Source organism: Oscillospiraceae bacterium, from assembly GCA_015067255.1.
In the GTDB taxonomy this organism is placed as follows: domain Bacteria; phylum Bacillota; class Clostridia; order Oscillospirales; family SIG519; genus SIG519.
Genome location: SVMS01000022.1, coordinates 1 through 14306, shown reverse-complemented (window position 1 = coordinate 14306; position 14306 = coordinate 1). Strand labels below are relative to the sequence as shown.

At 37.0% G+C, this 14306-nt stretch carries 14 protein-coding genes; 2 read left to right on the top strand and 12 right to left on the bottom strand.

Annotated elements, in window-relative coordinates:
- Positions 1-88: 88 nt before the first annotated feature.
- From E7480_06135 to E7480_06100, 8 genes are all read right to left on the bottom strand, one after another.
- Positions 89-1162, bottom strand: coding sequence for a GIY-YIG nuclease family protein (locus E7480_06135; protein ID MBE6904169.1), 1074 nt, complete (start codon positions 1160-1162; stop codon positions 89-91).
- An 85-nt stretch (positions 1163-1247) separates the two neighbouring features.
- Complete coding sequence (locus tag E7480_06130; protein ID MBE6904168.1) at positions 1248-2180, bottom strand: hypothetical protein; 933 nt, start codon at positions 2178-2180, stop codon at positions 1248-1250.
- On the bottom strand, positions 2177-3595 hold the full coding sequence (gene hemZ, locus E7480_06125; protein ID MBE6904167.1) for a coproporphyrinogen dehydrogenase HemZ: 1419 nt from the start codon (positions 3593-3595) through the stop codon (positions 2177-2179). Before hemZ ends, E7480_06130 begins: the two co-directional genes overlap by 4 nt.
- 28 nt (positions 3596-3623) lie before the next feature.
- Entirely contained in the window at positions 3624-4235 is a 612-nt protein-coding gene (locus E7480_06120) for an MBL fold metallo-hydrolase (GenBank protein ID MBE6904166.1), read from the bottom strand.
- Positions 4236-4252: 17 nt separating this feature from the next.
- A complete protein-coding gene (locus E7480_06115) occupies positions 4253-6415 on the bottom strand; it encodes a bifunctional (p)ppGpp synthetase/guanosine-3',5'-bis(diphosphate) 3'-pyrophosphohydrolase (protein ID MBE6904165.1) in 2163 nt (720 codons plus the stop codon).
- A 29-nt stretch (positions 6416-6444) separates the two neighbouring features.
- Entirely contained in the window at positions 6445-8160 is a 1716-nt protein-coding gene (recJ, locus tag E7480_06110; protein ID MBE6904164.1) for a single-stranded-DNA-specific exonuclease RecJ, read from the bottom strand.
- Positions 8161-9213 carry a mannose-6-phosphate isomerase gene (locus E7480_06105; GenBank protein MBE6904163.1) on the bottom strand — a complete coding sequence of 351 codons (1053 nt, stop codon included), beginning with the start codon at positions 9211-9213 and terminating at the stop codon, positions 8161-8163.
- Positions 9214-9312: 99 nt separating this feature from the next.
- Entirely contained in the window at positions 9313-9741 is a 429-nt protein-coding gene (locus tag E7480_06100; protein MBE6904162.1) for a DUF1273 family protein, read from the bottom strand.
- A gap of 112 nt (positions 9742-9853) precedes the next feature.
- Here E7480_06100 and E7480_06095 point away from each other — a divergent pair, with 112 nt between their 5' ends.
- The gene (locus tag E7480_06095; protein MBE6904161.1) at positions 9854-10111 is read left to right on the top strand and encodes a helix-turn-helix transcriptional regulator; all 258 of its coding nucleotides are present in this window, start codon (positions 9854-9856) and stop codon (positions 10109-10111) included.
- Between the two features lie 36 nt (positions 10112-10147).
- Here E7480_06095 and E7480_06090 read toward each other — a convergent pair whose 3' ends face one another.
- From E7480_06090 to E7480_06080, 3 genes are read right to left on the bottom strand one after another with little or no spacing between them, the layout of a single operon-like run.
- Entirely contained in the window at positions 10148-11098 is a 951-nt protein-coding gene (locus E7480_06090) for a 50S ribosomal protein L11 methyltransferase (GenBank protein ID MBE6904160.1), read from the bottom strand.
- A gap of 6 nt (positions 11099-11104) precedes the next feature.
- Positions 11105-11788: a tRNA threonylcarbamoyladenosine dehydratase gene (locus tag E7480_06085; protein MBE6904159.1), complete on the bottom strand. Its 684-nt coding sequence runs from the start codon at positions 11786-11788 to the stop codon at positions 11105-11107.
- 12 nt (positions 11789-11800) lie between these two features.
- The gene (locus E7480_06080; protein MBE6904158.1) at positions 11801-12355 is read right to left on the bottom strand and encodes a hypothetical protein; all 555 of its coding nucleotides are present in this window, start codon (positions 12353-12355) and stop codon (positions 11801-11803) included.
- 216 nt (positions 12356-12571) lie between these two features.
- Between E7480_06080 and E7480_06075 the strand changes: the two genes are divergently transcribed.
- Positions 12572-13930 (top strand): citrate/2-methylcitrate synthase, encoded by a 1359-nt coding sequence (locus E7480_06075; GenBank protein MBE6904157.1) that lies wholly within the window; start codon positions 12572-12574, stop codon positions 13928-13930.
- A 41-nt stretch (positions 13931-13971) separates the two neighbouring features.
- Here E7480_06075 and E7480_06070 read toward each other — a convergent pair.
- A partial coding sequence (locus E7480_06070; GenBank protein ID MBE6904156.1) for a sporulation transcription factor Spo0A occupies positions 13972-14306 on the bottom strand: 335 nt, incomplete at its 5' end.

Sequence of the window (14306 nt, the reverse complement as noted above, 5' to 3'; positions counted from 1 at the left end):
TTAGCAAACAGCAAAATGTATGTTATTTTCACTTGTATAAGATATTCTAAAACACTTTTTATCCTTCTCAAACATTTAACAGTAAACCTTACAAATTACGCTTATTTTTATTTACTTCAATTTCCAACATTGTAAATCTATCATTTCCATGAATTCCACCGGCAGTTCTATTTAATATGTATTTTTTATTAATTGAATCAATTAATACTTTCTCAGCATCATCAAGTTCCCATAACGTTTTTGTTTTAAGTATAAATATCCTTGTTGTATCTAAACATCCAAAGCTATCAATTGACAATACAGAGGTTTCTATTTTACCGAAAATCAATCTATCAAACTCTTTGTTTTTTCTCCAATGTTGTAAAATTCTTTGTTTCATATTTTTAGATTGTCCAATGTAAATTTGTTTATAGTTATCTAAAACCAAAACATATATACCCTCTATTTCATCTAATTCATTAATATCAAATATTTGTTCAAAGTTTTTTCTGCGCTTCAACAATGTCGATAATGCATTATTAAATTTATCATTATCTATTTTTTCGAAAAAAGAAATATTTAAATCGAAATTTTTAAGGCAATTTTGTTTGTGTTGTGTGCACCAACTATCAGAATACAAAGTGCAATCTTCATTTTCATAAACCTTGCTTCTTTCATTCGGATTGTTTTTATAATACTCTATAAAAAAAGGAGAAACTGTCAAATGCACTTTTTTATCTATTTTGGCGTAAGTCTCCCTATTTAGTTTTATGTTTGAATTCGTATCAAACCATATCCCAAAGTGTTTTATTTTAGTAAGATCGTTTTTATACTTGACATCTCTGTTTGTTGCAATTTTTTGCTGTCTATCCTTTTGTTTTTTCTTATGTTCTTCTTCGTCGACATATTGCAGATGCCAACTTTTCAACCTTAATTCGTATAATATTTTATTTCGAAAAATTTTCAACTTTTTAGCTTCTAATTTGGTGCGTTTTGTTGTTTTATTCAATATTTTTATTATATATAACGGAAACTTTACTTCCTCAATATCAAGTGGATATTTTGTTTCTTTGTTATGTTTATTATAAAGAAACTGAATTTCTCTTTCTATCGAAGATAGTTTTGACATAAAATCACCCCTAATTCTATTATATAAAAAATCAGAGTGTTTTTCAAGTTTCATTCTGACCTTCTTACAATGCAAAAAACTGGCCAAGTATCCTTACGGGTACTTGGCCTAAAAACTTTTCGTTTTTTACATTTCCTTTTTATTGCTCGTAATTGAATTTTCCCCCGCCGCAAAACTCCGTTATCAGCGATGTATCGGGTAAATCATTTTTATCGTAGGAAGCAAACTGAGAAAGTATATTTTTAAGATATAGCGCTCTTTCATACCAAATATCATTTTCGCCAATCTCACTGAAAATCTTTATCAGCTCATCTTTGAACATACCCACTTCATAGGGGAAGGTAGTATCAATTCTTACATCTGTTTTGCTTGAATAAGGAGTAACGTATAAAAGCTCATCCTTAATAACCTTTGTCCAAAGCTCACAGGTATTTACAAAGCTACTGTTACGGTAGAAATAATCTCTCAGCGTTCGACGGCAGAATCGTACATCTCTCTTAGGAAGAATTATGCTTCCGTCATTTTCAAAGCCTGAGTGAGCGCTTATATAAAGCTTTATAAATTCACTGTTGGGAAGCTGTTCTCTTAAGCTTTCGTTGTGAGCGTGTATTCCCTCGATTATTGCTATTGAATTTCCAAGCTCCATTTCGGTAGCATCGTCTATACGGCGTCCCTCATTAAAATCAAAGTAGGGAAGCTTCGTCTTTTTACCTGATGCCAATTCATAAAGCTTTTGATTTATAAGCGGAATTTCAAGAGCCTCTAATTTTTCAAATTCATATTTTCCCATAGGGTCTTTGGGCATTTCTGTTTTATTTTTAAAGAAATTATCAAGAGAAATAAGAACGCAGGAATGTCCCAAAGCGGCAAAGTCATCCTTAAGCTTTAAAGCTGTTGTTGTTTTTCCGCTGCCGGAAGGGCCTGTCAATAAAATAATTTTTTTCTTTTCTTCTATTGTTTTAACAGCAAAGCTTTTTAAAGTGCTGTCATATTTCTTTTCATATTCCGCAATAAATTCTTTTGGATTTTTTGCGTTTTCATTTACCGTTTTAAGATTATACATATTTTTCAATTCAGGTTCCCCCTTGCCAAATATTCATATGGATATTTTGGATTGAAAATTCTTGTTATCTGATTTGTGCTTTGGTCTATGATTTTAGTTACTGCACCTGCCCCTACACCTATAACAGTATGCACATCATCCATCATATAAATATTATATAGACATTCTTTTCCTTTTTTGGAATAGCCCGTATTTTCAAGGTTTGCCAGAGTGTTTTTCTGCCTGTACATATAGTATGGCTCATAGCCTGCCTTTTCTAAAAGCTTCTCCGCCTTATCAAGCATCAGCGAGGTATCATTCCAACGGGCAATAAGTCCGCTTGTGTCAGTAGCCATATAAGAAGCTTTTTTAACACAAAGCGTATGTATAGTTATATTCGCAGGCTCAAGAGCGCAGATTTGCGACACCGAGCTTTCAAAGCTTTCGGGATTGTCCTTTTCAAGACCTGCAATAAGGTCAACGTTTATATTGTCAAAGCCTTTTTCAACGGCAAGCTTATAAGCTTCAAAAAAGTCATTTGCCGTATGAGGTCTTCCTATTGCTTTTAAAACCTCGTCATTTAAGCTTTGAGTATTTATACAAAGACGGTCTATATTGTGCTTTTTAATAACGTCAAGCTTTTCGGCAGTAAAGGTATCGGGACGGCCTGCCTCCAAAGTAAATTCAAGACAATGGCTTAAATCAATATTATTTTCGACACTGCAAAATATTTTATCCAGCATTTCAGCATTTAAAACTGTAGGAGTGCCGCCGCCAATATATATTGATTTTATTTTCAAGCCCTCTTCTTTTATCTGCTTGCCGTTTAAAGCAATTTCCTCACAAAGCATATCAACATATTCGGGCAACAGTTTAAGAGCGTTTTCAACAGCGTGAGTAACAAAGGAGCAGTATCTGCATCTTGAGGGACAAAAAGGAATTGATATAAAAAGACTTGCGCTTTTTTCGTCAGATGTCTTTTTTATTATCTGTCCCTTGTTAGCAACCTTAACGCAAAGCCTTGCTTTATTGGGCATTATAAAAAAGTTTTTTTGCAAGCTTTTTTCAGCCTTTTCAAAGCTTTCTCCCTTTTCCAAAAGCTCAAGGGCAAAATTCGCAGGACGTATACCCGTTAAAACTCCCCAGGGCGGGACTATGTCGGTACATTTAATTGCCGCATGATAAAAGCTTATTTTCAAAGCATCTCTCAAGGAAAGAGTTTCCAAATCCTTTGAAGCAACTGTCTTCTGAGCTTTTTTATCTTTGTTTTTTATAATAGTTTTACATATATATTTGTCATTTTTAATTTCAACCGCACTAAGCACCTTTACCTGTGCCTTTTTCCTTAAATCATCGGTAATAATAACCTTGTCATAAGGAAAAAACGTCATACACATACTTTGGATATCGTAGTTGCGGTCGTGGCCTTTTATTTTTAAAAGCATTTAAAATTTCCTTTATCAGTTATGTCCTTTATCTTAGATAAGGATTATTTTCCTTTTCGTAAAAAAGAGTAGTGCTGTCAAGATGTCCCGGATAAACAATATAGTCCTTTTGTATCGGCTTTATAATGTTTTGAAGGGAGTTCATCATTTGTTCCATAGAGCCTCCGGGCAAATCAGTTCTTCCTACAGTTCCGCAAAATAAGGTATCTCCCGAAAACATCAGATTATCAATATATATGCACATAGAGCCGGGAGTATGTCCGGGAGTCAGCATAAATTTAAAGTTCATATCCCCTACAGTTAAAGTGTCGCCGTCTTTAACCGTAATATCTGCACTTATTTGCTTTTTTACAAGGGACATATTCCAGCAAATGAGATTAAGCTCAACATCGTCTAAGAAAGGACGGTCAACCTCAGAAATGACAATTTTTGCGCCTGTTTTTTCAGCTATTCCCTTTGCAGCTGCAAAATGGTCATAATGACCGTGTGTGAGAAAAATATACTGTATATCTATTCCCTGTATATGCTCCTGTATTTTCCACTCTTCAAAGCCCGGGTCTATAACAACGCCCACGTTATTTTTTGAAACAACGTAGCAATTTGTGTGAAGAGGGCCTACCGATATTGCAGTAACTGTCATAGTATTACCTTTCTCAATTACATATTTCCTCTGCTTACAGAGGTTACACCTTTAATTTTTGAAATTCTCGAAATAACGCTTTGAAGATGGTCAAGACTTTTCACCTCAAAGGTAAAGGTTACAACGCAAGAGCCGTCATTACATTCTCTTGCATTAAGTCCGTGTATCATAACACGCATAGCGGCAAGCTGTGCAGTTATATCTGCCGCAAGTCCCAATCTGTTGGCGGCGTTTATTATAACTGTAGCCATAAAGGACTCGTCGTTATTTATCGAGGTGTCCCAACGAACCTTAATAAGTCTTTCTTTTTCGGAAATGTTCTGAATGTTTTTACAGTCGCTTTTATGAACGGAAACGCCAAAGCCTCTTGTAACAAATCCGATTATATCGTCCCCCGGCAACGGTGAACAGCACTGAGCAAGCTTTACAAGGCAGTTTGAAATTCCCTCTACAAAAATACCGCTTGTATGGGTTTCTTTAGCTTTATCGTCAAGCTCAATAGAGTCAAGACCCTGCTCCTCCTGTTGCTTTACAATACGTTGATATTCGTCTTTAATTTTAGGGATAATCTTTGTAAGAGAAATTCCGCCGTAGCTTATAGCCGCATAAAAATCGTCAATAGAGGTAAAGGAATTTTTCTTGATAATGGGAGAAACAAGCTCTTCAAGCTGTTCATCTGTAAGAACGATATTGTTTCTCTTAAGTTCTTTTTCAAAAGCTTCTCTTCCCTCTTCAACGTTTTCTTCACGCTTTTCTTTTTTGAACCATTGACGTATTTTATTTCTCGCAGAGCTTGTTTTGGCAATTTTCAGCCATTCTCTGTTAGGCGTTGCGTTGGAGGCGGTCAGTATCTGCACAATTTCGCCGTTTTTGGGAATGTAGGAAAGCTCAACTATTTTTCCGTTGACCTTTGCGCCCTGCATTCTGTTTCCTATAGCGCTGTGAATTGAATAAGCAAAGTCAATAACCGTAGAGCCTGCAGGCAAATTGATTACATCGCCCTGAGGTGTAAAAAGGAAAACCTCGTCGGCAAACATATCAATTTTAAGCGCACGCATAAAGTCCTCAGGCTCACTTGTATCGCTTTGAATTTCCAAAAGCTGACGTATCCACATAAGCTTTTCATCACTGCTGTCCCTGTTGAAAATTCCTCTTTTGTATTTCCAATGGGCTGCGATACCGTATTCAGCGGTTTTATGCATTTCCCAGGTACGTATCTGAACCTCAAAGGGAACGCCGCCCTTACCTATAACGGTAGTGTGCAGAGATTGATACATATTGGGCTTGGGTGTACCTATATAATCCTTAAATCTGCCCGGAACGGGAGTAAACATATCGTGAATAATTCCCAAAGCCGCATAGCATTCGGTAACGCTATCCACAATAATTCGAACAGCATAAATATCGTAAATTTCCTCAAATTCTTTATTGTTATTAAACATTTTACGGTAAATGCTGTAAATTTGCTTAATACGTCTTTCCAGCTTATATTGCAAATTTGCTTCGGAAAGTCTTTTTTCTATCTGTTTTGAAAGCTTTTCAAGATTGTCATCAGCTCTTGAAATGAGAGCATTGAGCTTTTCCTCTATCAAGTTATACCCGATAGGGTCAAGATATCGCATACAGGTATCTTCAAGCTCGCTCTTTATAACCTGAATTCCCAATCTGTGAGCCAACGGAGCATATACCTCCATTGTTTCAAGAGATTTCGCAAGCTGTTTTTTAGGTGAAACGCTTGAAAGAGTACGCACGTTATGAAGTCTGTCTGCAAGCTTTATGAGAATTACTCTGATATCCTTTGCCATAGCAAAAAACATCTTACGCAGATTTTCAACCTGTTGCTCTTCTTTCGAAGAAAAAGGAATTTTACCTAATTTGGTAACTCCGTCAACAAGCTCTGCAACCTCTGTACCGAACTCTTTTTTTATAAACTGATAATCGTAGCTTGTATCTTCAATTGTGTCGTGCAAAAGAGCCGCAATAATTGTATTTGTATCAGGCTCAAATTGGCTGAGTATCTCAGCCACCGCCAAAGGATGAATAATGTATGGCTCTCCCGACTCACGCTTTTGCTCCTTGTGGGCAGTTGCCGCAACATTATATGCGTGGGTAATTTTTTCAATATCATAATTGTTTTTGCTTTTTTTAAGCTTTTCGATAACGGGTGCTAATAATTCCATACATTCACTTCCTTTTTTAAAAAATAAATTTATTGATGAGCACGCACAGCCTTTACTAACATCTGAGGTGTTTTTGCGCCTTTAAATTCGTTTATGTCAAAACGGCACATAATATCTATTTTATCTCCTGCTTTAAAGGAAAATTCCGAAAATTTCTGATTAAAGAAAATAGCAGGAATATTACCGTTTTCAGAGAAAGCCGAAAATTTTGTATGTTTTCCCTCAGACACAGCTGATGTATAAGTAATTTCAACATTGTCAAGATAAAAAACAGGGTCGGGATTTGCCACCCCGTAGGGCTCAAAACGCTTAAGGGTATTTATAGTTTCAATATTTATATCTTTCAAATCGGCACGGCATTCAGCACATATAACAGGATTTAAAAGGCTTTTATCTATATTTTCAGAAGCATATCGGTTGATTTTCTCTTTAAATTCGGGTATTTTATCAACACAAATACTCATTCCTGCCGCAAGCTCGTGTCCTCCGAATTTAATAAGACAGTCCTTACAGCTTTCCAATGCCTCATAAAGATTAAAGCCCTTTATACTTCTTCCCGAGCCCTTTCCTATTCCGTCCTGAGTTGAAATAAGAATTGTAGGGACGTTGAAACGGTCTGCTATTTTAGAAGCCGCAATTCCTATTATTCCCTGATGCCAGTTTTCCCCGTGCAAAATACATACCAAATCTTTGTCGGGGTCATATGTGCTTTTAAACTGCTCAATAGCCTGAGTATATATTACATTTTCCGTTTCCTGACGGGCAGTATTTTCACGGCAAAGATGCTGAGCAATTTCAAGAGAAGAATCAGGCGTATCTGCAAGGAAAAGTTCAAGAGCCTTTTGAGCAGAGCCCATTCTTCCTGCCGCATTTATTCTGGGGGACAAAACAAAGCTTATGGTAGATGTATTTACTTTTTTTGACTTTTCAATTCCCGCAGCATATAAAAGAGCTCTTATTCCTAAAATTCCGTTACGTTTATTAAGCTTTGAAACTCCGATTGAAGTGATAATACGGTTTTCATCAACAAGAGGCATAACGTCTGCCACAGTGCCCAAAGCAATTATATCTCCGTAATTGTTTAAAATTGCAGTTGTATTGTCCTCACCCTCTAAAGCGCATACAAGCTTAAAGGCAACACCTACTCCTGCAAGTCCCGAAAAAGGATAGCCTTCATCTACCTTAGGATTGATAACAGCTTCACATACAGGCACCTGTGTTTTACATTCGTGATGGTCTGTAACAATAACCTGCATGCCGATTTCATAAGCATAAGCTATTTCTTCACAGGCGGTAATTCCCGAGTCAACAGTTATTATAAGGTCCACTCCGTCATTTTTAAGCTTATCCAAAGCAGACTTATTTATTCCGTAGCCCTCATCGCTTCGGTCCGGAATATAAAAGCTGACCTCTACGCCCTTAGACGACAAATAAAGATATAAAAGAGCAACACTTGTTACTCCGTCAACGTCGTAGTCCCCGTAAATAGCTATTTTTTCATTTTTGAATATTGCAGCTTTAATTATTGCAACCGCTTTTTCCATATCCTTAAAAAGAAAAGGGCTGTGCATATTCTCCGCTTTAATATTCAAAAAGTTTTTTATCTTTTCCAAGTCTGTAAGTCCGTTATTTATAAGCACTCTGACAGCAATTTCAGGAAGTCCCGAAAGCTTTACTATTTCATTAACCTTTTGCTCAGATTGTTCTTTTATTTCCCAAAAAGGCAAGCTACTACTTCCTTTCAATTATATATTGTTAAGACTGTCAATAACAGCTTGAGAAACTCCTGCTTTTTCAAGAGGCAGAAGATAATCTTCGTTAAAATCAGGTACAAAAAATTTATAAACTGTTAGTTTTCCTTTAATTTGATAGCGCTCAACACAGGCAGGAATAATATAGGTTTCTCCCGCCTTTATGCTGTGAGAATTTCCATCTGCTTTAATTTCACCCTCACCCTCGGAGCAAAAAAGAATATGGAAGCTTTTTTTGTTTGTATAATCATTATATTCTTCAGCTATCTCTTGCTTGACTGCACCGAAATATTTACAGCAAGGATAATAACTGATTTTAGTCGAAGCTGACATTATACAAGCAATCTGAGCCTTTGGAGAATATTTTTCAAGAGTTGAAGCCTCCAGAGCCTTGTCTATATGAAGCTCTCTTGGCTTATTGTCCTTACCTACACGTCCCCAATCGTATACTCTGTAGGTGGTGTCGGAATTTTGCTGTATCTCTGCAATAACAAGACCTGCTCCTATTGCGTGAACAGTTCCTGCCGCAATATAAAAAACGTCCCCCGCCTTTGCAGGAACAAAATTCAAAACCTCTTTCAAGGTGTTGTCGGAAATTCTTTTTTTGTATTCCTCTTTGGTGATATCACGGTTAAAGCCCATATAAAGACCGGCATTTTCTTTTGCGCACAGAACTATCCACATCTCAGTTTTGCCCTTGTCATTGTCAAGCTTTGCAAGCTCATCGTCAGGATGCACCTGAACAGATAAAAAGTCGCAGGCATCTATAAGCTTCAAAAGCAAAGGAAAGCCCTCCTGCACATCACAAAGACTGCCTAAAAAGTCCTCTTTATATTCTTTTGCAAGCTGTACGAGATTTTCTCCCGAAAGCGCTCCCGCTTCAACAGTTGAGCAACCGTTTCTGTGAGCAGATGCTTCCCAGCTTTCAGCAGTTTTTTCAAAGGGTAATTTGCGCTCATATAAAGAGGCTAAGCTTTGCCCGCCCCATAAAATTTCTTTGTAAATCGGTTTCATTTTCAAAGGATAAAGCTTTGTCATTATGTTCATTCCTTCAGCACTAACTATTTATCCTTTTATTTTATAATTTTTACGCCTTTATGTCAAGAAAAATCTATATATTAAGCGCTTTTCAAAATCATTTTACAGTTATTGGATATCTATAATGCTCAACCCCTGTTTTTTGGCATACTCATAAGTTTGTGCCGCCCCTCCCCAACCGTGCTTTACATAACAAACAGCATATTGAGAATTGTCAACCAAAAAACGATTTCTTTTGGGTATTGCTGCCTTAAAATGATATTTTTCAAAGCCCATCGGATATACTATTTCATCAAAAATTTCTTTATTGCGTATGTTAAAAGTCAAATACGGAATTACAAGAATGTTTTTGATACGAGGATACTTTTTCTTTAACTCATAGACAGTCCTTGCACAAAACCAATCAAAATCACCCATACCACCCGACAAAAAGGTTTCCACACCTTTTTGTATCAATTCTTCAACTGAGGTACAAACACTTTCTTTTTCAATTCCAAAACATTCACTATGTCCAATAAATGTTGCTGTTTTCTCCATTTTTTCATCTCCAACAGGCTATATATAGCCTAAAAGTAGTATGCGTAGCCTATAAAAACTAAAAAAACAGACTACACTATATATATAATTTTTGTATATAGAGGTAGTCAATATGCCGGACGAACGTTCTCCGCTCTGCAAAGCTGTTAAAAACAGAATATTACAGCTATGTGCTGAAAATGATTTAACAATAAATGCTTTGGCAACTATATCAGGCTTACCGCCGTCTTCAATAAAAAATATTTTTTACGGCAAAAGTAAAAATCCTAAAATCGCAACTATAAAAATTATATGTGACGGTTTGAATATGTCCCTTAAGGACTTTTTTGATTCCGATGAATTTGACAGACTCGAGCAAGAAATCCGGTAGTAACGGCAGGTGTAACAAATACACCTGCCTTTGTTTTTATTTATTTATAAGCGAGCCGCAGGTGATACTGCACCAGCCGCCTTTTTCGGCTATTTCAATTACAGAAAAGCCGCATTTTTCCATTTTATCAATAACGTCCTGTTTTCTTGTATCTATAATGCCCGATGTTACAAAAACCGTATTTTCCTTTGCAAATAAGGGAACAATATCACAAAGAGGGATTATAACATCTGCCACAATATTTGCGCTTATTATATCGTATTTTCTTTGGGCAACTCTCTCTTTTAACAGGGTATCTCCCAGTATATCACCTTTGTCGCTTTCAATCTTCGGGGGGTATATATCATTAAGCGCCGCATTTTCAAGACATACCTTAGCGGCATTTTCGTCTATATCAAGGCAATATGCGTATTGTGCGCCAAGCAAAAGTCCAGCAATAGCAAGTATTCCGCTACCGCAGCCCAAATCAAGCATTAAATCGTCTTTTTTTATATACTTTTCAATAGAGCAAAGGGCAAGCTGTGTTGAATGATGAAGTCCTGTTCCGAAGGTCATTCCCGGGTCAAGCTTAACAACTGTTTTACTCTTGTCCGCATATTCCTCCCATATAGGACAAACAAGCAAATTTTCACCTATTTGCACAGGCTTATAGTATTGCTTCCAGTTATTCGCCCAATCCTCTTCCTTCATTGTAATACAGGAAATAGAATACAACGAAGCGTCATTACAGCACTCTTTTATTTGTTCAAGGGTGCTTTGTCCGTCATTGTTTTTTTGCAAATATACCTTTACGCACGCCTTGCCTTTTTTTGAATTTATAAGCTCTTCGTCAACATAATCCCAATATTTTTTATTTTGCTCAAGGAAATTAAAAAAGTCTTCCTCTGTTTCAATCTCCAAGCCTGCCACGCCTATTGCGTGAAGCTTATCTGTAAGAATATCTATATTGTCGGGATTTGTGTCAATACTTACACATAGCCATTCCATATTTTTTCATCCTTTCAAATCCTTTATAACCTCGCCCGCTATAATAAGCCCTGCCACAGAAGGCACAAAGGAAATACTGCCTGTTATTCTTTTTTCGCTGTTGTTCAAAGGAATAATTGCAGGCTCCTTTGAATATAGTACCTTAACGTCCTTTATTCCTCTTATTCTAAGCTCTCTTCTCATAACTCTTGCAAGAGGACATACAGTAGTTTTAGAGATATCTGCAATTTCAAAGGCTGTGGGGTCAAGCTTATTTCCTGCGCCCATACAGGAAATTACTTTAACTCCTGCTTTCTTTGCATATTCAATAAGCAAAAGCTTTGAGGTTACTGTATCTATAGCATCTACCACATAGTCAAATTCAGAAAAATTCACCTGTGAAATATTGAGCGCATCAATAAACATATCGTATCCGTATACAACTGTCTGCGGATTTATTTTTTTAATTCTTTCTATTGCCGCCTCTGTTTTTTTCTGCCCTATATTTTCACTTGTGGCAATAAGCTGACGGTTGATATTGCTGACAGAAACAACGTCTCCGTCAAAAAGGCTGAGAGTTCCTACTCCACCTCTTGTCAGCGCTTCCACCGTATATGAACCGACTCCCCCGATGCCAAACACTGCAACGTGGGAGTCCTTAAGCTTATTCAAGGCATCACTGCCTATTAAAAGTTCAGTTCTCGAAAACATATTTTTCCCTTTTCATATAGAGGTATCGTCCGAAATTTTCTTTTTAAGCTCGTCTATTATCTGAGTAACGCTGCGCTTATATTGAATATGCTCAAGCACTGCGCTGAAATATTTCTGACGGCGCTGATAAATTTCGTCATTTTTCTCTTCTAACTGCTTCTCGTAATTGCGACGGATTTCAGCAATAGCTTCCTCATATTGATTTACAGCTGTTTCCTTTTCACGTCTTAAATCCTCTATCTCTTTTAAAAGCTCGCAGTAAAGCTCTGAATTTTTAACAGAAAAATCTATTTTTTCCAATTCTGCATCAGCTTTTATTTCCTGTACTTCTACAACCTGAGGGGTAACTTTTCTTTCTTCCAGCTGAGTTTTAAGCTCTTCATTTTCTTCTTTTAAGCTGTCAAGCTGTAAGGTAAGCTCTTTCATTTCTTTTTCAAGACGGCTTATATCCATTCCGCTTTTTTCGTTAGCTTTTTTCTGCTCTTCATTAAGCTCGTTTAAAAAATCGAGTACTTCCTTTTTGGAATAGCCAAACATAGAGCTTTTAAAAATTTTTCCCTCTGCCAAGCTTAACACTCCCTCAACCTTAATTTATATATAAATCAACATTTTAGATTATATCAAAATACCTCTTTTTTGTCAATACATCTGTGTTTTTGACGTTTGTTGCCGTCAAATATTTCGGCATTGTTAAATTTTCTTAAAGAGGTCGGTGTTTTGTTGACACAGGTGCAAAAATACATTATAATTATTTAAACACAAATTGTTTTCAAGGAGGTTTTTATGAAAAACAATCAGCTTTTAAAAGATAAAATTGCCCGCCTCAGCGAGCTTTCAAAAAGCTCCTGTGTTATTGATCCTGCTCTTTATCCTAAGTACGATGTTAAAAGAGGACTTCGTGATATAAGCGGTAAGGGTGTGCTTGCAGGTCTTACAGAAATTGCAGAGGTGCGTTCACATATTATTATAGATGAGGACCTTGTTCCCTGTGAGGGTAAGCTTTTTTACAGAGGTATTGATATTGAGGATATAGTCGGCGGATTTTTAAAGGAAAACCGTTTCGGCTTTGAAGAAACCTGTTATCTGCTTTTGTTCGGAGAGCTTCCCAATTCTTCAGAGCTTAATGAATTCAATGAAATTATTTCGGGGATGCGCTCTATTCCCGACAGCTTTGTGCGGGATATTATAATGAAAGCGCCCAGTAAGGACGTTATGAATTCCCTTGCCCGCAGCGTGCTTACCCTTTACTCCTACGACGAAAATCCCGACAATATTTCTGTCGAAAACGTACTCAGACAGTGTATTCATCTTATAGCCGCATTTCCTTTGCTTGCTGTTTACAGCTATCAGGCTTTTTCCCATTATCACGGAAACCAAAGCCTTGTTATTCACAGTCCAAAGCCTGAGCTTAGCACCGCTGAAAATATACTGCATCTTTTGCGTCCCGACAGCTCATATACAGAGCTTGAAGCAAAAATTCTTGATATCGCTCTTGTGCTTCACGCTGAGCACGGCGGCGGTAATAACTCTACCTTTACAACTCACGTTGTAACCTCGTCGGGTACAGATACCTATTCAGCAGTTGCCGCATCCTTAGGCTCCTTAAAGGGACCACGTCACGGCGGCGCAAATATCAAGGTTGTGCAAATGTTTGAAAATATTAAAGAGAATATTAAAAATTGGCAAAGCGAAGAGGAAATATCCGATTATTTACTCAAGCTTTTACGTAAGCAAGCCTTTGACAATTCGGGCCTTATCTACGGTATCGGTCACGCTGTATATTCTCTTTCAGACCCAAGAGCCAAAATTTTCAAAGCTTATGTTGAAAAGCTTGCTGAGGAAAAAGGTCTTTCAGAAGAATATCAGCTTTACAGTAAAATTGAACGTCTTGCTCCCGAGGTTATTGCTCAGGAAAGAAAAATGTATAAGGGCGTAAGCGCAAACGTTGATTTTTATTCCGGCTTTGTTTACAAAATGTTGGGAATACCCTCTGAAATGTTCACTCCTCTTTTTGCAATTTCAAGAATTGCCGGTTGGAGCGCTCACAGAATAGAGGAAATCGTAAATAATGGAAAAATCATTCGTCCTGCATACAAAAACGTCAAGAAAAGCTGTGCATATGTACCATTGAGTGATAGATAATATTAAACGAGGTACCTTCATTTAAGAAGGCACCTCTTTTTTTAAGCCAAATTTTGCTTATTCTTATTTTTCAATCTCAGCTTATCTGAAATAAGGGCAATAAATTCCGAGTTGGTAGGCTTTCCTCTTGTGTTTGATACTGTGTAGCCGAAAAAGCCGTGTAAGATATCTATGTCTCCTCTTTCCCACGCTACCTCTATTGCGTGTCTTATAGCTCTTTCCACTCTTGAAGAGGTGGTGGAAAATTTCTTTGCTACGGTGGGATATAATATTTTTGTTACCGCATTGACCGCTTCGCTGTCTACTGTAGCTATCATTATTGAAGCTCTTAAATACTGATATCCTTTTATGTGTGCAGGTACTCCCAATTCAAGCA